The organism is Pseudomonas sp. P9_31 (genome assembly GCF_034008235.1).
GTDB lineage: Bacteria > Pseudomonadota > Gammaproteobacteria > Pseudomonadales > Pseudomonadaceae > Aquipseudomonas.
The window spans coordinates 1533942-1553110 of record NZ_CP125375.1 but is presented as its reverse complement, the minus strand read 5'-3'; the positions used below and the strand labels follow the sequence as shown (position 1 = coordinate 1553110).

Annotated in this window: 15 protein-coding genes; 6 read left to right on the top strand and 9 right to left on the bottom strand. The window is 60.3% G+C overall.

Going from position 1 to position 19169, the window contains the following annotated elements:
* Positions 1-175 precede the first annotated feature (175 nt).
* The 9 genes from QMK51_RS06995 to edd form a co-directional block, all read right to left on the bottom strand.
* Positions 176-1336: an ABC transporter ATP-binding protein gene (locus tag QMK51_RS06995; RefSeq protein ID WP_320393551.1), complete on the bottom strand. Its 1161-nt coding sequence runs from the start codon at positions 1334-1336 to the stop codon at positions 176-178.
* Between the two features lie 3 nt (positions 1337-1339).
* On the bottom strand, positions 1340-2185 hold the full coding sequence (locus tag QMK51_RS06990) for a carbohydrate ABC transporter permease (RefSeq protein WP_258616721.1): 846 nt from the start codon (positions 2183-2185) through the stop codon (positions 1340-1342).
* Positions 2178-3086 (bottom strand): carbohydrate ABC transporter permease, encoded by a 909-nt coding sequence (locus QMK51_RS06985; RefSeq protein ID WP_007902369.1) that lies wholly within the window; start codon positions 3084-3086, stop codon positions 2178-2180. Before QMK51_RS06985 ends, QMK51_RS06990 begins: the two co-directional genes overlap by 8 nt.
* Positions 3087-3243: 157 nt before the next feature.
* A complete protein-coding gene (locus QMK51_RS06980; RefSeq protein ID WP_320393550.1) occupies positions 3244-4551 on the bottom strand; it encodes an ABC transporter substrate-binding protein in 1308 nt (435 codons plus the stop codon).
* Positions 4552-4680: 129 nt separating this feature from the next.
* Entirely contained in the window at positions 4681-5940 is a 1260-nt protein-coding gene (locus QMK51_RS06975) for an AGE family epimerase/isomerase (RefSeq protein WP_320393549.1), read from the bottom strand.
* A 228-nt stretch (positions 5941-6168) separates the two neighbouring features.
* Positions 6169-7596, bottom strand: a complete 1428-nt coding sequence (locus QMK51_RS06970) for an ATP-binding protein (protein ID WP_408980618.1) — start codon at positions 7594-7596, stop codon at positions 6169-6171.
* Positions 7597-7627: 31 nt separating this feature from the next.
* Entirely contained in the window at positions 7628-8359 is a 732-nt protein-coding gene (locus QMK51_RS06965; RefSeq protein WP_258699425.1) for a response regulator, read from the bottom strand.
* Between the two features lie 193 nt (positions 8360-8552).
* Positions 8553-9512 (bottom strand): glucokinase, encoded by a 960-nt coding sequence (locus tag QMK51_RS06960; RefSeq protein ID WP_320393548.1) that lies wholly within the window; start codon positions 9510-9512, stop codon positions 8553-8555.
* Complete coding sequence (gene edd, locus QMK51_RS06955; protein WP_320393547.1) at positions 9509-11335, bottom strand: phosphogluconate dehydratase; 1827 nt, start codon at positions 11333-11335, stop codon at positions 9509-9511. The genes QMK51_RS06960 and edd overlap by 4 nt, the downstream gene beginning before the upstream one ends.
* A 219-nt stretch (positions 11336-11554) precedes the next feature.
* Between edd and gap the strand changes: the two genes are divergently transcribed.
* The 6 genes from gap to QMK51_RS06925 all read left to right on the top strand — a co-directional run bounded on the left by gap (position 11555) and on the right by QMK51_RS06925 (position 19117).
* Positions 11555-12556 (top strand): type I glyceraldehyde-3-phosphate dehydrogenase, encoded by a 1002-nt coding sequence (gene gap, locus QMK51_RS06950; RefSeq protein ID WP_320393546.1) that lies wholly within the window; start codon positions 11555-11557, stop codon positions 12554-12556.
* Positions 12557-12757: 201 nt separating this feature from the next.
* Complete coding sequence (locus tag QMK51_RS06945) at positions 12758-13222, top strand: methylglyoxal synthase (protein WP_007903352.1); 465 nt, start codon at positions 12758-12760, stop codon at positions 13220-13222.
* Positions 13223-13418: 196 nt separating this feature from the next.
* Complete coding sequence (locus tag QMK51_RS06940) at positions 13419-14750, top strand: CoA transferase (protein ID WP_320393545.1); 1332 nt, start codon at positions 13419-13421, stop codon at positions 14748-14750.
* 569 nt (positions 14751-15319) lie between these two features.
* Positions 15320-16747 carry an arginine-ornithine antiporter gene (gene arcD, locus QMK51_RS06935; RefSeq protein ID WP_320393544.1) on the top strand — a complete coding sequence of 476 codons (1428 nt, stop codon included), beginning with the start codon at positions 15320-15322 and terminating at the stop codon, positions 16745-16747.
* 33 nt (positions 16748-16780) lie between these two features.
* Complete coding sequence (arcA, locus tag QMK51_RS06930) at positions 16781-18037, top strand: arginine deiminase (RefSeq protein WP_320393543.1); 1257 nt, start codon at positions 16781-16783, stop codon at positions 18035-18037.
* 69 nt (positions 18038-18106) lie between these two features.
* Positions 18107-19117: an ornithine carbamoyltransferase gene (locus QMK51_RS06925; protein ID WP_320393542.1), complete on the top strand. Its 1011-nt coding sequence runs from the start codon at positions 18107-18109 to the stop codon at positions 19115-19117.
* Positions 19118-19169 lie beyond the last annotated feature (52 nt).

The window sequence follows — 19169 nt, the reverse complement described above, 5'->3', positions numbered from 1 at the left end:
TTATTAACTGTTTTTATCTAACGCGGTTTACATCGATTGCGACGCACGACAGTCCGGACGCCACGGATTCCCCCTGTGGGAGCGAGCCTGCTCGCGATAGCGGTGTATCGGTCGACATCGATGTTGAATGTCAGTCCGTCATCGCGAGCAGGCTCGCTCCCACATTTTTTGATCTTCAGCGGCCTTTGAACTGCGCCACGTTGGCGCCGTGGGCCTCGGTCTTTGGCAGGCCCGCTACACCCAGGCGCTCACCGGTCTTGGCATCGAACAGCAGCACTTTCGATGGATCGAATTGCAGAGTCAGGGTCTCACCCACGGCTGGCGCGACGTCCGGTGCCAGACGGCAGCAGACCTTGGTGTCGTTGAGGTTGACGAACACCAGGGTGTCGGGGCCGGTCGGCTCGGTGACCTGCACTTCGGCGCGAATGGTCGGCAATCCGTTCGGCTCGCCGTTCGCCAGCACGATCTGCTCCGGGCGCATGCCGAGGATCACTTCGCGGTCTTCGAGCCCGGCGTCCTGCATGCCCAGCGGCAATTCGCAGCGCGCCTGGCCGCTGTCGAGCAACGCCACCAGCCGGCCGTCCTTGCGTTGCAAACGCAGGGGAATGAAGTTCATCGGCGGCGAACCGATGAAGCTCGCCACGAACAGGTTGGCCGGGTTGTTATAGATGTCTTTCGGCGTACCGAACTGCTGAATGATCCCGTCCTTCATCACCGCAACCTTGTCGCCCAGGGTCATGGCTTCGATCTGGTCGTGGGTCACGTAGACCGTGGTGGTTTTCAGCCGCTGGTGCATCAGTTTCATTTCGGTGCGCATCTCGACCCGCAGCTTGGCGTCGAGGTTGGACAGCGGTTCGTCGAACAGGTAAATCTTCGGCCGCCGCGCCAGTGCCCGACCCATGGCCACGCGCTGTTGCTGACCACCGGAAAGCTGACCCGGCTTGCGGCTGAGCAGGTGTTCGATCTGCAGCAGCTTGGCCACACGTGCGACTTCTTCGTCGATTTCGGCGGCCGGCATTTTACGAATCTTCAGGCCGAACGCGATGTTGTCGCGCACGCTCATGGTCGGGTACAGCGCGTAGGACTGGAATACCATGGCGATGTCGCGATCTTTCGGGCTCATGCCGCTGATGTCGGCGTCGTCCACCAGGATCGCCCCGCCGCTGATGTTTTCAAGCCCGGCGATGCAATTCATCAACGTGGATTTGCCGCAGCCCGATGGGCCGACCAGGATCAGGAATTCACCGTCATCGATCTTCAGTTCGATGTTTTTCAGGGTGTCCGGCAAACCGCTGCCGTAGGTCTTGTTGACATTGCGTAATTCGAGAGTTGCCATGTTCTACCCCTTGACCGCGCCGGACGTCAGCCCACGCAGGAAATACTTGCCAGCGAATATGTAGACCAGCAGTGTCGGCAGCCCGGCGATCATCGCGGCGGCCATATCAACGTTGTATTCCTTGGCCCCGGTGCTGGTGTTGACCAGGTTGTTCAGGGCCACGGTAATCGGCTGGGCATCGCCACTGGCGAAGACCACGCCGAACAGGAAGTCATTCCAGATTTGAGTGAACTGCCAGATCAGGCAGACCATCACGATCGGGATCGACATCGGCAGCAGGATCTTCCAGAAAATCGTGAAGAAGCCCGCGCCATCCAGCCGCGCCGCCTTGACCAGCGCATCCGGAATGCTCACGTAGTAGTTGCGGAAGAACAGCGTGGTGAACGCCAGTCCGTAGACGATGTGCACCAGCACCAGGCCCGTGGTGGTGTTGGCCAGGCCGAGTTTGCCGACGGTGAACGAGGCCGGCAGCAGCACGGTCTGGAACGGCAGGAAGCAACCGAACAGCAACAGACCGAAGAACAGTTGCGAACCGCGGAAGCGCCACATCGACAGCACGTAGCCGTTCATGGCCCCGATGAAGGTGGAGATCAACACCGCCGGTACGGTGATTTTCACCGAGTTCCAGAAGTAGCCGCCGACCACATCCCAGGCCTTGATCCAGCCGATGCCGTCAATCACTTGCGGCCAGCTCAACAGGTTGCCGGTGCGGATGTCTTCCGGGGATTTGAAACTGGTCAGCAACATCACCACCAGCGGGACCAGATAGATCGCCGCGGCCAGCAACAGGGTTGCATAAATGGCGATGCGGCTGAAGCTGATACCTGGTTTGCCAAGTTGATTACTCATGGCGTTTGCCTCGCAATTCGGAGTACAGGTACGGCACCAGAATCGCCAGGATCGCGCCGAGCATCATCATGGCGCTCGCCGAACCAATGCCCATCTGGCCACGGCTGAAAGTGAAGGAGTACATGAACATCGCCGGCAGGTCGGATGAGTAACCGGGACCGCCCGCGGTCATCGCCGCCACCAGGTCGAAGCTCTTGATCGCGATGTGCGCGAGGATCATGAAGGCGCTGAAGAACACCGGGCGCAGGCTCGGCAACACGATCTTCAGGTAGATGGTCGGCAGGCTCGCACCGTCGACTTGCGCCGCGCGGATGATCGACTGATCGACGCCACGCAGGCCGGCCAGGAACATCGCCATCACAAACCCGGAGGCTTGCCACACAGCGGCGATCACCAGGCAATACACCACGCGATCCTGATCCACCAGCCAGTCGAGACGGAAGCCTTCCCAGCCCCAGTCACGCAGCATCTTGTCCAGACCGAGCCCAGGGTTGAGCAGCCATTTCCACGCGGTACCGGTGACGATCATCGAGAGCGCCATCGGGTACAGGTAAACGGTACGGATGAAGCCTTCCTTGCGAATGCGCTGATCCAGCAGCACGGCGAGGAAAACGCCCAGCACCAGGCTGATACCGATGAACATGCCGCCGAACACCGCGAGGTTTTTGCTCGCGACCCACCAGCGATCGTTGTCCATCAGCCGAATGTATTGCTGCAGGCCGACCCACTTGTAGCTCGGCATGAAGCTGGAGTTGGTGAAGGACAGTACGAATGTCCAGATGATGTAACCGTAAAAACCAACCAGGACGATCAGCATGCTTGGCGCCAAAACCAGCTTGGGGAGCCAGCGCTGCAGTGCGTCGAACGGTGAGGCTTTGCTGAAAACCGCCACAGAGCTCATCGGGATAATCCAGGTGAAGAGGAAAGAAATCGGCACGGCGATCCCTTGTGGGAGCGAGCCTGCTCGCGATAGCGGTGTATCAGTCGACATCGATGTTGAATGTCAGTCAGCTATCGCGAGCAGGCTCGCTCCCACAGGGGTCAAGCGGCGTCAGGGATTACTGGGCGGCTTTGACGGCCGATGCCAGTTGCGCGCTGGCCTTGGCCGGGTCAGCGTTCTTGTCGTTCATGAAGTTGGTGACCACATCGAAAATTGCGCCCTGCACGGCCAGGGAAGTGGCCATGTTGTGCGCCATGCTCGGTTGCAGGCCGCCGGTCTTCTCGTCAGCCAGGAAATCCTTGGCGGACGCTTGAGCGCAAGAATCGAAGCCCAGCGCGCTCATGTCGTTAAGCATGTCGGTACGCACCGGGATCGAGCCTTTGTTGATGCTGAAGACTTTCTGGAAGTCTTTGCCCAGAGCGACCTTGGCCAGGTCTTGCTGGGCGGCGATGTCGCCTTTGCGATCGGCTTTGAGCTTGAACACGGCCAGCGAGTCGATGTTGTAGGTGAAGGCTTTTTCGGTGCCCGGGAACGGCACGCACTGGTAGTCCTTGCCCGCTACTTTCTTCGCGGCGGTCCATTCGCTCTTGGCCCAGTCGCCCATCATCTGCATCCCGGCCTTGCCGCTGATGACGTCGGCGGCAGCGATGTTCCAGTCACGACCGGCGCGGTTCGGGTCCATGTAGCCGGTGACTTTTTTCAGCTCGGTGAAGGCCTTGGCCATCTCTGGCCCGGAGAGGGTTTTCTGGTCCAGGTCGACCAGGGCTTTCTTGTAACCGTCAGCCCCCATGACCGAGAGCACCACGTCTTCGAACACGGTGCTGTCCTGCCAAGGCTGGCCGCCGTGAGCGAGCGCGATGAAGCCGGCAGCCTTGAGCTTGTCGCCAGCGGCATAGAATTCTGCGAGGGTGGTCGGCGCTTTGTCGATCCCGGCTTTCTTGAAGACTTCCGGGTTGATCCACAGCCAGTTGACGCGGTGAATGTTCACCGGCACGGCGACGTAATCGCCTTCATATTTCACGGTGTCGGAGACTTTCTTGATCAGCAGGCTGTCCCAGTTTTCCGATTTGGAAACGTCTTTCAGGGCATCGGTGCTGAGCAGGCCAGTGCTGCCCCACTCCTGGATGTCCGGCCCCTTGATCTGGGCAACGCCTGGCGGGTTACCGGCCACGGCGCGGCTTTTGAGTACGGTCATGGCCGTGGAACCGCCACCGCCGGCGACTGCGCCGTCTTTCCAGGTGAAGCCGTCTTTTTCGACTTGAGCCTTGAGCACATCGACCGCTGCTTTTTCACCACCAGACGTCCACCAGTGAACGACCTCCACCGAACCTTTGGCATCGGCGGCAAGGGCACTGAGCGGGAATGCAGCAACGGGAAGCAGCGAAGCGAGAGAAATGACAGTAGCGAGGCGAGAAATCGCATTCATCTAGTAGTACCTTTCTTGTTGTTATGCATGCAAGTCTGGTGCTTGCGCTGCATACGATTCTAAACAGGAGATACCCCTTCGCAGGTAACGAAGGGACGCGCGAATGTCACCATATGGTTACATGGCTGGTTACACAGCAACGCTCTGGGACAATTGCGCCAGCGCAGTGGCCATGCTTGGCGCCAGCGGCAGGCGCGGGATCAATACAGCTTGCCAGGCGTGATACAGGTCGGGTTTTCCGGCCCAGATATCAGCACTCGGACGGTTCAGCGGGTCGAGCTCGTGATGCCAGCTGCCATCGCAGCGGTCGATAAAATGACTGTCACAAAATTCCCAGAACAGTCGGTACCAGTGCTCGTATTGCTCGTCACCGGTGCGTTTGAGCAGCGCACTGGCGGCGGCGCTGGCTTCGCAATGAGTCCAGTGCAAACGATGGCGAACCACCGCGCGATTGTCCCAGTCGAGGGTGTAGACGATGCCCGGAGCACCGTCGACGTCCCAACCGTGACGGCAATTGTGCTCGAAGAGTTTTTGCGCATCGGTGGCGAGCCAGCCCGGCGTGAGCATCCCGGCCTGTACCCGCGCGGCTTCAAGGTGCAGCAACAGCCGCGCCCATTCGAAACCATGACCCGGCGTGGTGCCGTAAGGGCGGAAACCGTCGGCCGGATTGTCGCGGTTGTAGTCGCGCAGCGGCTGCCAGTCGCGGTCAAAATGCTCGACCACCAGGTAATCGTTGGCCGCGGCGTGATCGTGAATGACACGTTCGACAATGCGCTGGGCGCGAATCAGCCAGCGGTTGTCCTCAGTGACATCGGCCAGAGCGAGGAAGGCTTCGGTGGCGTGCATGTTGCTGTTGGCACCGCGATAGGCTTCCACGACGCTCCAGTCGCGGTTGAAGGATTCGCGCATGGCGCCCTCCTCCTCGCACCAGAAATGCGTGTCGATGATATGGATCGCATCGTCGAGCAAGGCTTGTGCACCGGGGCGCTGAGCGACCACCGCAGAACTCGCGGCCAACGCCACGAAGGCATGCAGATAAGCGGCTTTGCCGGCATTGCCGTCGCGGTGTTCGGGCGTGGCGAACCAGCCACCGTGTTCGGCGTCACGTAGCGGCCCACTGAGGGCTTTGATGCCGTGATCCACCAGCTCGGCAAAACCCGGCAGGCCCTGGATGTGGGCCATGGCGAAGCTGTGGGTCATGCGCGCGGTGTTCATGGTTTCGGCTTGTGCATTGGCCGGCAGGCGACCCTTTTCATCAAGGTTGCCGAAGCCTTCGGCAAGCTTTGAAGCCTTGGCAAATGCCAGCAGGCGCAGACCTTCGGCGGCGAGCCATTGCTGATGGGCAGGCGCGTTCAGCCAACTGCTGAAGGCGGGTTGGAAGGTGTCCATGGGAATACCTTTTTTGTTGTTATGACTGGGGGCAGTCTAAACAACGGGTGGTGGCAGGCAGGTAACGAAGGGGGCGAGTTATGTCACCGGGTTGTGACATTTTCCTTGAGGGATGTGTTGGGTCTTCTGACGCCATCGCGAGCAGGCTCGCTCCCACAGTGGATTTGTGTACGACTTAGAATCCCTGTGGGAGCGAGCCTGCTCGCGATGAACGATAACGCGGTGCCGCTAATCAACACTGCGCGGCAACTGCAACGTCACCCGCAACCCGCCTTCACGCAGGTTTTGCAGGCTGACTTCACCGCCATGGCTGTGGGCAATATTGCGCGCGATCCCCAGCCCCAAGCCATAACCCTGTTGCTGCCCGGCCAAGCGAAAGTGCGGCTCGAACACCTGTTCCAGCCGTTGCTCCGGTACGCCCGGCCCTTCATCGTCGACATGCAGGACAAACGCGCTCTCGTCATCATCGATGTGTAGATGCGCGTTCTGCCCGTACTTCAAGGCGTTGTCGATCAGGTTACCGATACAGCGCTTGAGCGCCAGTGGCTTGCCCGGATACGGCGCCAGCGCCCGCCCCTGCTGGGTCACGCGGCCATTGCCGTTGGGCGCCAGATACGGTTCCACCAGACAGTCGAGCACATGATTGAGGTCCACCGGCTCGATATTCTCGTGGATGTCGGTGTCTTTCACGCATTGCAGCGCGCCTTTGACCAGCAACTCCAACTCATCCAGGTCACGACCGAACTTGGCCTGCAGCTTTTCGTCTTCAAGCAATTCCACCCGCAATCGCAACCGGGTAATCGGTGTGCGCAAGTCATGGGAAATCGCGCTGAACAACTGGCTGCGTTCGGTCAGGTAACGGCTGATACGCTCGCGCATCGCGTTGAAGGCGCGGCCCACTTCCACCACTTCACTGCCGCCGCCCTCGGCCACCGGTTCGACCTCGGCACCAAGAGACATGTCCCGTGCCGCCCGCGCCAATCGCTTGAGTGGTCGGCTCTGCCAGTGCACGAGGAGGCCGATGAACAGCAGCAAGAAACCGCTGGTGAGCACGATGAACCAGACCTGCTGCGCCGGCAGGCCTTGCTCTTCAAGACTGGTGTAGGGCTCGGGCAACAGCGAGGCGATGTACAGCCATTCGCCCGGCGCCATCTGGATTTGCGTGACCAGCACCGGCGGGTTCACCGGCTCCAGAGTCAACGCGTAATGCGCCCAGGAGCGCGGCAATTCATCGAGCTTCAAACCGCCGTTGAAGATCCGCAAATCTTCGGGGCTGACGAACGTCACCGAAATATCCGCGTCCTGGCCCAGCGACTGGCGCAGTACTTCGTCCACCGCCTTGAGCACCGCTTCTTTGCGCGGCGTGATCGGCAGCACTTCCATCCCCAAGGGTTTATCGTTGAGGGTCACCACGAAACGGGTGCCGCCCATGCTGCGCAACTGGTCGAGCACCAACGGCCTGAACGCCACCGGCAATGAGCGGAAATAACTGACGCTGGCCGTCATCGAATGGGCCAGGCTGCGGGCGCTGGTAACCAGGCCCTCGAGCTGGGTGGCGCGCAGTTGCGAGACCCAGATCACACTCGACAGCGTCTGAGCGAACAGCACCGCCAGCAGGGTCAGCAGTAACATGCGCCCGAGCAGCGAGCGCGGCACCGGCACGCGCCCGGCGAGCTTGCGCAGGAACTCAGTGACCATTGCCGGCAACCACGCTGGCTGCCAGTTGGTAGCCACTGCCACGCACGGTCCGGATCAGCCGTGGCGGCTTTTCGGTGTCGCGCAGGCGCTGACGCAAACGGCTGACCGCCATGTCGACGATACGATCGAGCGGCATCAAATCGCGGCCACGGGTGGCGTTGCCGATGGTGTCGCGATCGAGGATTTCCTGCGGGTGGTCGAGGAACAGTTTCAGCAGTGCGAAATCGGCGCCGGAGAGAATCACTTCCTCGCCGTCGGTGTGGAACAGCCGATGGCTGACCATGTCCAGCCGCCAGTCGTCGAAGGCCAGCACTTCACCGCCGGAACGCTCCTGACCGAACTGTGCGCGGCGCAACAAGGCTTTGATGCGCGCCTGCAATTCACGGGGGCTGAAGGGTTTGCCGAGGTAGTCGTCGGCACCCAGTTCCAGGCCGATGACGCGGTCGGCCTCGTCGGAACTGGCAGTGAGCATGATGATCGGTACATGGGCCTGGCGCGGGTGCTGGCGGATCCAGCGGCAGAGGCTGAAACCGTCTTCGTCCGGCAGCATCACGTCGAGGATCACCAGATCGCTCGGCGCCTCGTTCAGGGCATGACGAAAGCCTGCGCCATCGGGCGTGGTGCGGACCTGGAAACCGGCACGGGTCAGGTAGGTGTCCAGCAACTCGCGTATCTCTTGATCGTCATCGACCAACAAAATCGACTTGTTGACTGAGCTCACGGGAAGGCGTCCTTGTTATTTGAATTGGGTGGATTATGCCTTAAGCACCGAATCTACAAACACTGCAGAAACAACAGTGGGAAAACCAATGTGGGAGCGAGCCTGCTCGCGAAAGCGGTGTGTCAGTCAACGAATATGTTGAATGTGAAACCGCTTTCGCGAGCAGGCTCGCTCCCACATTTTTGATTGCATTTCAGGCTGGAAAGGATTGCTCCAGCGCCACACCCGCGCCCACCAACCCGGAATATGGCGCTGTCACCAGCCACACCGGAATGCCTTTGAAATAATCGCTCATACAACCCTTGTCGGCGAAACAGCGGGCGAAACCGCTTTCGATGAAGAAATCGGCAAACCGTGGAATCACCCCACCCACGATGTACACACCACCCCGTGCACCGGTGGTCAGCACATTATTGCCGGCCACGCGCCCGAGCCAGCAGCAGAACTGCTCGAGCACTTCCAGGGCAATCGGATCACCCGCCAGCCCGGCAGCCGTAATGGCCTCAGGCGTGTCGAGCACAGGCGTGTGACCGTCCACCGCGCAGATCGCCCGGTAGACTCGTGGCAAACCACTGCCGCTCAACGCTGTTTCAGCGCTGACATGGCCGATTTCATTGAAGATGTGCTGCCACAACTGGGTTTCCCGCGGACTGCTCAGCGGCAGATCGACGTGACCGCCCTCCCCCGGCAGCGGGGCAAAACGGCCCTCGCCCAGATCGAGCAAGGTGCCGACGCCCAGGCCCGTGCCCGGACCGATCACCACCGCCGGCCGCAACGGCTCGGGCTTGCCTTCGCAGACCACCCGAAATTCGCCCGGCTGCAAGCGGGTCATGCCCAGGGCCATCGCCGAGAAATCGTTGACCAACAGCAGTTGATCCACCTGCAAGGTCGTGCAGAAACCCTTGCGACTGAGCCGCCAATGGTTGTTGGTGAACTTGAATTCATCGCCGCTCACAGGGCCTGCCACCGACAGGCACACCGAACCGATCGAACCCGGCGCCAGGCCCAGCCCGCTCAGGTAAAGCGCAATCGCTTCCTCCGGGCTGGCGTGGTCTGCCGTCGCCAGCACCCGGACCGATTCCAGCTGCTGGTTTTTCCACAACGCGAAACGTGCGTTGGTCCCACCGATGTCACCGACCAAAGCCAGTTTCAATTAAGCGTCTCCAGGGCAGAAGTAAAGGCGCTGGCGCCTTGCTCTGCGGAGCTGAAGGCCATGCGCATGAAACCAAACAGTTCGCGACCGGTGCCGATGTTGTTGCCCAACAGGCCTTTGGCCGGTTCGCGCGCTGCGAATTCTTCGGCGTCCACCTTAAGCTCCAGGGTGCCTTTGACGCCATCGACGCGGATGATATCGCCCTCACGCACCCGCGCCAAAGCGCCACCCACATAAGCTTCGGGGCTGACATGGATCGCCGCCGGGATTTTCCCCGAGGCGCCGGACATGCGCCCGTCAGTCACCAGTGCGACTTTGAAGCCACGATCCTGCAGCACACCGAGGAACGGTGTCATCTTGTGCAGTTCCGGCATGCCATTGGAGCGCGGGCCCTGGAAGCGCATCACGGCGACAAAATCCTTCTCCAGCAAACCGGCCTTGAACGCATCGGCCAGGTCCTGTTGATCCTGGAACACCATGGCCGGTGCTTCGACGACCTGGTTTTCCAGCGCGACCGCCGAGACTTTCATCACGCCACGGCCGAGGTTGCCTTCCATCACGCGCAAACCGCCCTCTGCCGAGAAGGCGCGAGCCACCGGACGCAGGATGTTTTCGTCGAGGCTTTCGATCGGGCCTTCGCGCCAGACCAGCTCGCCGTTTTCGAGGAACGGTTCCTGGGTATAGCGGCTCAGGCCATGGCCGAGCACGGTGTTGACGTTTTCGTGGAGCAGGCCGGCTTCCAGCAGTTCGCGGATCAGGAACGACATGCCGCCCGCTGCCTGGAAGTGGTTGATGTCGGCTTTGCCGTTCGGGTACACGTGGCTCAGGGTCGGCACCACCTCGGAGAGGTCGGCCATGTCCTGCCAGGTCAACTGGATGCCCGCCGCCATGGCGATGGCCGGCATGTGCAGGGTGTGGTTGGTCGAGCCGCCGGTGGCGTGCAGGGCCACGATGGAGTTGACCAGCGAACGCTCGTCGACGATTTCGCCGATCGGCAGGAAGTTGCCATTCTGCTTGGTCAGGCGGGTGACCTGGTGCGCTGCTTCACGGGTCAGGGCATCGCGCAACGGGGTGTTCGGGTTGACGAACGAGGCGCCCGGCAAGTGCAGGCCCATGACTTCCATCAGCAACTGGTTGGTGTTGGCGGTGCCGTAGAAAGTGCAGGTGCCGGGGCTGTGGTAGGACTTCATCTCCGATTCCAGCAACTCTTCGCGGGTCGCCTTGCCTTCGGCGTAGCGCTGGCGCACATCGGCTTTCTGCTTGTTGGAGATGCCCGACACCATCGGCCCGCCCGGTACGAAGATCATCGGCAGATGACCAAAGCGCAACGCGCCCATCATCAGGCCCGGCACGATCTTGTCGCAGATGCCGAGCATCAGCGCGCCATCGAACATGTTGTGGGACAGCGCCACGGCGGTGGACAACGCGATCACTTCACGGCTCGGCAGGCTCAGTTCCATGCCCGGTTCGCCCTGGGTCACGCCATCGCACATCGCCGGGGTGCCACCGGCGAACTGGCCGACGGAGCCGATTTCGCGCAGGGCTTTTTTGATCTGTTCAGGAAAGACTTCGTACGGCTGGTGCGCCGAGAGCATGTCGTTATATGACGAAACAATCGCGATGTTGGCGGAGTTCATCATCCGCAGGCTGTGCTTGTCGTCGCTGCCACACCCGGCCACGCCATGGGCGAAGTTGGCGCATTGCAGCTTGCCGCGCATCGGGCCGTCGCTGGCCGCGCCGCGAATCAATGCAAGGTAAGCCTCACGCGTGGCGCGGCTGCGGGCGATAAGCCGTTCGGTGACCTCAAGGACGCGGGGATGCATGTGTAGAACTCCAGGCTAACGGATGTGGCGACCTGATTGTCTATGCTGATCAAACACCGCTGTGATTGGGACGACAGACGGTTTTCTTGATCATTCGGACCAGTTGATTCAGGTCACTCGTTGTAGATAAAACAAAATATTGCCACTAAAAAGGCTTGTTTTCTATTTTTTTGCGAATAATCTTGTAATTCCAACAACAAATCGACGGCGGCGCTGTAAATGACTCTTCGAATCGCAATCAATGGTTTTGGCCGTATCGGCCGTAATGTCCTGCGCGCACTGTATACCCAAGGCTATCGTCAGGATCTGCAGATCGTAGCGATCAACGATCTGGGCGACAGCTCCATGAATGCTCACCTGCTCAAGTACGACACCGTTCACGGCACATTCGATGCCGATGTCCAGCACGATCAGGAAAGCCTGACCGTCAACGGCGATCGCATTTCGGTCAGCGCCATTCGCAACCCGGCCGAACTGCCCTGGGCCGCGGAGAAGGTCGACGTCGTGTTCGAATGCACCGGTCTGTTCACCGACCGTGCCAAAGCCGCCGCGCATATTACGGCCGGCGCGCGCAAAGTGATTATCTCGGCCCCGGCCAAAGGCGCCGACGCCACTGTGGTTTATGGGGTTAACCACGACGTTCTGCGTCAATCCCACCAAATCATTTCCAACGCCTCGTGCACCACCAACTGCCTGGCCCCGGTGGCCCAGGTGCTGCACCGCGAACTGGGCATCGAAAGCGGTCTGATGACCACCATTCACGCCTACACCAACGACCAGAACCTGACCGACGTCTACCATACCGACCCGTACCGCGCCCGTTCCGCCACCCAGAACATGATCCCGAGCAAGACCGGCGCCGCTGAAGCGGTGGGCCTGGTGCTGCCGGAACTGGCGGGCAAACTGACCGGCATGGCGGTGCGTGTTCCGGTGATCAACGTGTCGCTGGTGGACCTGACCGTGCAGCTCAAGCGCGAAGCGTCGGCCGATGAAGTCAACGCGCTGCTCAAACAAGCCAGCCAGCACTCGAAGATTCTCGGCTATAACGCCCTGCCGCTGGTTTCCAGCGACTTCAACCACAACCCGCTGTCGTCGATCTTCGACGCCAACCACACCAAGTCCAGCGGCAAGCTGCTCAAAGTGCTGGCCTGGTACGACAACGAGTGGGGCTTCTCCAACCGCATGCTCGATAACTGCCTGGCGCTCTGCAACGCCGAATAAATGATGGGGCGCACGACGCCTCATTCTTTGTTGGACGCGGCCCCGTAGGAGCTGCCGAAGGCTGCGATCTTTTGATCTTGATTTTCAGCTATTCCGAGAAGATCAAAATCACAAGATCGCAGCCTGCGGCAGCTCCTACGGGTATTGGCAACGTCAAAAAATGCGTCGTCGCAGGCGCATTTTCGTCTGGAGCAGCAAGCGATGATCGGTATCAGCTTTACGCAAAAGACCCTGGCGGCGCGCAAGCGTATCGCCCTGGTCGCCCATGACCATTGCAAAGTGTTTTTGCTGGACTGGGCCGAGCGGCAGAAAGACAAACTCGCGCAGCATGAACTGGTCGCCACCGGCACCACGGGATTGTTGTTGCAACAACGCCTCGACCTGCCCGTGGAGAGCATGATCAGCGGTCCGCTGGGCGGCGATCAGCAACTCGGCGCGCGAATCGCCGAGCAGCGGGTCGACATGCTGGTGTTCTTCTGGGACCCGTTCGAACCGCAACCCCACGACCCGGATATCAAGGCGCTGCTACGGGTCGCGGCGGTGTGGAACATCCCGGTGGCCTGCAATGAATGCAGCGCCGACTACCTGCTCAGCAGTCCGTTGATGGATCAGGCTCACGAACACCGCATCCCGGATTACGCGACCTATTTGCTGGGGCGTGGATGAAGCGCCCGGAATCACGCTCGATACCCTCCTGACACAACTCCCTTGTGGGAGCGAGCCTGCTCGCGATGACGGACTGACATTCACCATGGATGTCGACTGAAAGACCGCTATCGCGAGCAGGCTCGCTCCCACAGGATTTCATCCAGTCCGCCAGTTTTTTGAACTATGCTCGGGCTCTCGCTCCGGAGGGCCTTCGATGACTGATTTACTCACGTCCATTCAAGCCGCACTCGGCTTGCCTCACACACCAATTCCATTCTCCTCGAACGGCGCCCTGCCCTCGGCGTTTGCCGTGACTGATCTGGCCTGCGCCAGCATTGCCGCTGCCGGCCAGGCGGCCAGCGAACTGCTGCATCGGCAAACCACTCGTTTGCCCAGCCTTGAAGTCGACCGCCGCCTGGCGTCGTTCTGGTTCGCCACCTCGATCCGCCCCATGGGCTGGAGCGTCCCGCCGTTGTGGGACCCAGTCGCTGGCGACTACGCGACCAAGGACGGCTGGATCCGCCTGCACACCAACGCGCCCCATCACCGTGCTGCTGCCGAATCAGTCCTTGGCGCCTGTGCCGACCGCGCGGCGATGGCGAGCAAGGTGGCTCAGTGGGCCAAAAGCGATCTGGAACAAGCCGTGATCGAGGCCGGTGGTTGCGCCGCCGAGATGCGCAGCTGGCAGCAATGGCAGGCACACCCCCAAGGTCGGGCCGTGAACGCCGAACCGCTGGTTCAGTTCAGCGTCGACGGCAACCAAAACGCCAAACCGTGGCAAGGTTCGGTGGCGCAACCGCTGGCCGGAATCAAGGTACTGGACCTCACGCGAGTGCTCGCCGGCCCGATCGCCAGCCGCTTCCTCGCAGGGCTCGGCGCCGATGTGCTGCGCATCGATCCACCGACCTGGAACGAACCGGGCGTGGTGCCGGAAGTCACCCTGGGTAAACGCTGTGCGCGCCTGGATCTGCACGACAACGCTGATCGAGCGGTGTTCGAAAGCCTGCTCAAGGACGCCGACATTCTGCTCCACGGCTACCGCGCCGATGCACTGGAACGCCTGGGTTACGGCATCGCCCAACGCCAGGCACTGGCCCCCGGCCTGATCGATGTTTGCCTCAATGCTTACGGCTGGAGCGGCCCATGGCAGAACCGCCGCGGCTTCGACAGCCTGGTGCAGATGAGCAGCGGGATTGCTGAGGCGGGCATGCAATGGAAAAAGGCGGATAAACCGACCCCGCTGCCGGTTCAGGCCCTTGATCACGCCACCGGGTATTTGATGGCAGCCAGTGCGATCAAGCTATTGGGGCTCGGTGGCTCTGCGCGCTTGTCGCTGGCACGCACGGCGAAGCTATTGATCGAGCATGGCGCCGGAACAAATGAGCCGTTGCGGGCAGAGGATGACAACGATCAAGGCATGTTGGTTGAGCAGACACCCTGGGGCCCGGCCCATCGGTTGCAGGTGCCGTTGAAGATCACCGGGACACCGCTGCAGTGGGCGCTGCCGGCCGGGGAATTGGGTTCCCATCGCGCACAATGGTGGTGACTGTCAGATAGCTTTCGCGAGCAAGCCCGCTCCCACATTTGATCGCGTTCGTCCAAGAGAACTCGGTCACCTGTGGGAGCGGGCTTGCTCGCGAATCGGCCCGAACAACCACCGCAGATACCGCATCACAACGACAGTAGCTGCGGTAAAGAGAAAATCCCGCCGCCAATCATCGAGTCCCTTTTTCTCAAATGCGGCCGATGCGACCAGCACCGTGAAATCATCACGTAGTTGTTTTTAACTAAATAGATAAAACGAAATAACGTTTATTAATTAACGCCCATCACGCCTGTTATTTATAGCCGAACAATCTATAGCTTCGATCTATCAAAATATTTGCGAAACCACAGAAACTAACTAATTTCAAAACTCATGCAATATCTATTACGCCTGCCTGCTCTGGAAAAGACCGGCAAACAGGGCTTTTCCAGCCATACTGTTATGCCCGAGAAAAATTCATAAGTCTTTCATTAACAATGGAATGTGCCCATGCACTGATCTATGTCAGCTGATTGAATGGCGAGCAGAATTATTCTGTTGTCTCTCTTCTCCTGCGCTGGAGTCATGCAATGTCTGAATCCCCCGAAAAACTGAAACTCGGCGCGCTCGTGGCTTTAGTGGTTGGTTCAATGATTGGTGGCGGAATCTTCTCTTTGCCCCAGAACATGGCCGCCAGTGCAGACGTCGGGGCGGTTCTTATCGGTTGGGCAATTACTGCGGTGGGCATGCTGACCCTCGCCTTCGTGTTTCAAACCCTGGCCAACCGCAAACCTGATCTGGATGGCGGCGTCTATGCCTACGCCAAGGCAGGTTTCGGCGACTACATGGGTTTCTCGTCCGCCTGGGGATACTGGATCAGCGCCTGGTTGGGCAATGTGGGTTACTTCGTTCTGTTGTTCAGCACCCTCGGTTACTTCTTCCCGCTATTTGGAGAGGGGAATACTCCTGCCGCGGTGATCGGCGCTTCGGTGCTGCTCTGGGCGGTGCACTTTCTGGTTTTACGGGGGATCAAGGAAGCGGCGTTCATCAACCTGGTGACCACCGTGGCCAAGGTCGTGCCGCTGCTGCTGTTCGTCTTGATCGCCGTGTTCGCCTTCAAACTGGAGATCTTCACCGCCGACATCTGGGGCGTGAAAAACCCGGACCTGGGCAGTGTGATGAACCAGGTGCGCAACATGATGCTGGTCACCGTGTGGGTGTTCATCGGCATCGAAGGCGCGAGCATTTTCTCGGCACGAGCGGAAAAACGCAGCGACGTGGGTAAAGCCACGGTGATTGGTTTCATCACCGTGCTGCTGTTCCTGGTGCTGGTGAACGTGCTGTCCCTGGGCATCATGACCCAACCTGCACTTGCGAAACTGCAGAACCCGTCCATGGCCGCAGTGCTGGAACACGTGGTCGGCCATTGGGGTGCGGTGTTGATCAGCGTCGGCCTGATCATTTCCTTGCTCGGTGCGCTGCTGTCGTGGGTGCTGCTATGCGCGGAGATCATGTTCGCCGCCGCCAAGGACCACACCATGCCGGCCTTTTTGCGGCGCGAAAACGCCAACCATGTGCCGGTCAACGCACTGTGGCTGACCAATGCGATGGTGCAGCTGTTCCTGATCATCACACTGTTCTCGGCCAGCACTTACCTGTCGCTGATCTACCTCGCCACCTCGATGATTCTGGTGCCGTACCTGTGGTCGGCGGCCTATGCCCTGCTGCTGGCGGTACGCGGCGAGAGCTATGAAAACGCCGCGGCCGAGCGCAGCAAAGACCTGATCATCGGCGGCATCGCGCTGATCTATGCGATCTGGCTGCTGTACGCCGGCGGCGTCAAATACCTGCTGCTCTCCGCCCTGCTGTATGCCCCCGGCGCGATCCTGTTCGCCAAGGCCAGGCTTGAAGTCAACAAACCGGTTTTCACCAACGTCGAGAAGCTGATTTTCGCCGCCGTCATCGCGGGCGCCCTGGTGGCGGCCTATGGGCTGTATGCCGGCTTCCTGACTCTGTAAGCACCCGATTGTTTTCATCTGGAGGAACACGTAATGACCACGGAAAAAGTTAAGTACGGCGTCCATTCCGAAGCCGGCAAACTGCGCAAAGTCATGGTTTGCTCCCCCGGCCTGGCCCACCAGCGGCTGACCCCGAACAACTGTGATGAGCTGCTTTTCGACGATGTGCTGTGGGTCGCCCAGGCCAAACGCGACCACTTCGACTTCGTCACCAAAATGCGCGAACGCAATGTCGACGTGCTGGAAATGCACAATCTGTTGACCGACATCGTCTCCATCCCCGAAGCGCTGGACTGGATACTGGAACGCAAGATCACCGCCAATTCGGTCGGCCTCGGCCTGGTCCATGAAGTGGGCTCCTGGCTGCGTAGCCTGGAGCCACGCAAGATCGCCGAATTCCTCATCGGCGGCGTTTCCGCCGATGACCTGCCGGACAGTTTTGGCGGCAAGACCATTCAAATGTTCCGCGACTTCCTCGGCCACTCCAGCTTCATTCTGCCGCCGCTGCCCAACACTCAGTTCACCCGCGACACCACCTGCTGGATCTACGGCGGCGTGACCCTGAATCCGATGTACTGGCCGGCGCGCCGCCAGGAAACCCTGCTGGCCACCGCCATCTACACATTCCACCCGCAGTTCACCAACGCCGACTTTCAGATCTGGTACGGCGACCCCGACCAGGATCACGGCAGCGCCACCCTTGAGGGCGGCGATGTGATGCCGATCGGCAACGGTGTGGTGTTGATCGGCATGGGCGAGCGCTCGTCCCGCCAGGCCATCGGCCAATTGGCGGTCAACCTGTTCAAGAACAAAGCGGTGGAACGAGTCATCGTCGCCGGCCTGCCGAAATCCCGTGCAGCGATGCACCTGGACACCGTGTTCAGTTTCTGCGACCGCGACCTGGTGACCATCTTCCCGGAAGTGGTGAAGCAGATCGTCGCCTTCAGCCTGCGCCCTGACGAAAGCAAACCGGGCGGCATCGACGTTCGCCGTGAAGAAACCAGCTTCCTCGACACCGTGGCCAAGGCCCTCAACCTCAAAGCGCTGCGCGTTGTCGAAACCGGCGGCAACAGCTTCGCCGCCGAACGCGAGCAATGGGACGACGGCAACAACGTGGTGGCCCTGGAGCCGGGCGTGGTCATCGGCTATGACCGCAACACCTACACCAACACCTTGCTACGCAAGGCCGGGGTGGAAGTCATCACCATCAGCGCCAGTGAGCTGGGCCGAGGACGCGGCGGCGGTCATTGCATGACCTGCCCGATCATTCGCGACCCTATCGATTATTAACTTTCGAGCCTTGGCCGATGCTTACCCTGCACGGCCGAGGGGATAACCGAAACCCAAGGAGATCCAATCATGGCTTTCAACATGCGCAACCGCAGCCTGCTCTCGCTGATGCACCACACCACTCGCGAGCTGCACTATCTGCTGGACCTGTCCCGCGACCTCAAGCGCGCCAAATACACCGGCACCGAGCGTCCGCACCTGCAAGGCAAGAACATCGCGCTGATCTTCGAAAAAACCTCGACCCGCACCCGGTGCGCCTTCGAAGTCGCGGCCCACGACCAGGGTGCCCACGTCACTTACATCGACCCGGTGTCGTCGCAAATCGGCCACAAGGAAAGCATGAAAGACACCGCCCGCGTGCTGGGGCGGATGTTCGACGCCATCGAGTACCGCGGCTTTGAACAGGAAATCGTCGAAGAGCTGGCCAAGTTCGCTGGCGTGCCGGTGTTCAACGGCCTGACCGCTGAATTCCACCCGACGCAAATGATCGCCGACACCCTGACCATGCGCGAACACAGCGACAAACCGCTGCACGACATCAGCTACGCTTATTTGGGCGATGCCCGTTACAACATGGGCAATTCGCTGTTGATGATCGGCGCCAAACTCGGCATGGATGTGCGCATCGCCGCGCCGAAAGCGCTGTGGCCGCATCAGGACTTCATCGATCAGTGCAAAGCCTTCGCCGAAGAGAGCGGCGCGCGCATCACCATCACCGAAGACCCGAAAGCAGCGGTCAAGGGCGTGGACTTCATCCATACCGACATCTGGGTCTCGATGGGCGAGCCGGTGGAAGCATGGGACGAACGCATCGAGCAACTGCTGCCGTATCAGGTCAACGCCAACATGATGAAGGCATCGGGCAACCCACGCGTGAAATTCATGCACTGTTTGCCGGCGTTCCACAACAGTGAAACCAAGGTCGGCAAAGACATCGCCACGCGCTATCCGCACCTGGCCAACGGGGTTGAAGTGACTGAAGAAGTCTTCGAATCGCCGGCCAACATCGCCTTCGAGCAAGCGGAAAACCGCATGCACACCATCAAGGCGATCCTGGTGGCGGCGCTGGCGGATCTCTAAGGATCGATCCGGTTCCTCCTGCAGGAACAAAGTCCCTGTGGGAGCTGGCTTG

What these genes read in the sequence shown, in the direction of transcription:
- QMK51_RS06995 (WP_320393551.1), bottom strand. Translation starts at nt 1,336, where the DNA reads ATGGCAACTCTCGAATTACGCAATGTCAACAAGACCTACGGCAGCGGT.
- arcA (WP_320393543.1), top strand. Translation starts at nt 16,781, where the DNA reads ATGACCACGGAAAAAGTTAAGTACGGCGTCCATTCCGAAGCCGGCAAA.
- gap (WP_320393546.1), top strand. Translation starts at nt 11,555, where the DNA reads ATGACTCTTCGAATCGCAATCAATGGTTTTGGCCGTATCGGCCGTAAT.
- QMK51_RS06980 (WP_320393550.1), bottom strand. Translation starts at nt 4,551, where the DNA reads ATGAATGCGATTTCTCGCCTCGCTACTGTCATTTCTCTCGCTTCGCTG.
- QMK51_RS06945 (WP_007903352.1), top strand. Translation starts at nt 12,758, where the DNA reads ATGATCGGTATCAGCTTTACGCAAAAGACCCTGGCGGCGCGCAAGCGT.
- QMK51_RS06940 (WP_320393545.1), top strand. Translation starts at nt 13,419, where the DNA reads ATGACTGATTTACTCACGTCCATTCAAGCCGCACTCGGCTTGCCTCAC.
- arcD (WP_320393544.1), top strand. Translation starts at nt 15,320, where the DNA reads ATGTCTGAATCCCCCGAAAAACTGAAACTCGGCGCGCTCGTGGCTTTA.
- QMK51_RS06990 (WP_258616721.1), bottom strand. Translation starts at nt 2,185, where the DNA reads ATGAGTAATCAACTTGGCAAACCAGGTATCAGCTTCAGCCGCATCGCC.
- QMK51_RS06975 (WP_320393549.1), bottom strand. Translation starts at nt 5,940, where the DNA reads ATGGACACCTTCCAACCCGCCTTCAGCAGTTGGCTGAACGCGCCTGCC.
- QMK51_RS06925 (WP_320393542.1), top strand. Translation starts at nt 18,107, where the DNA reads ATGGCTTTCAACATGCGCAACCGCAGCCTGCTCTCGCTGATGCACCAC.
- QMK51_RS06985 (WP_007902369.1), bottom strand. Translation starts at nt 3,086, where the DNA reads ATGAGCTCTGTGGCGGTTTTCAGCAAAGCCTCACCGTTCGACGCACTG.
- edd (WP_320393547.1), bottom strand. Translation starts at nt 11,335, where the DNA reads ATGCATCCCCGCGTCCTTGAGGTCACCGAACGGCTTATCGCCCGCAGC.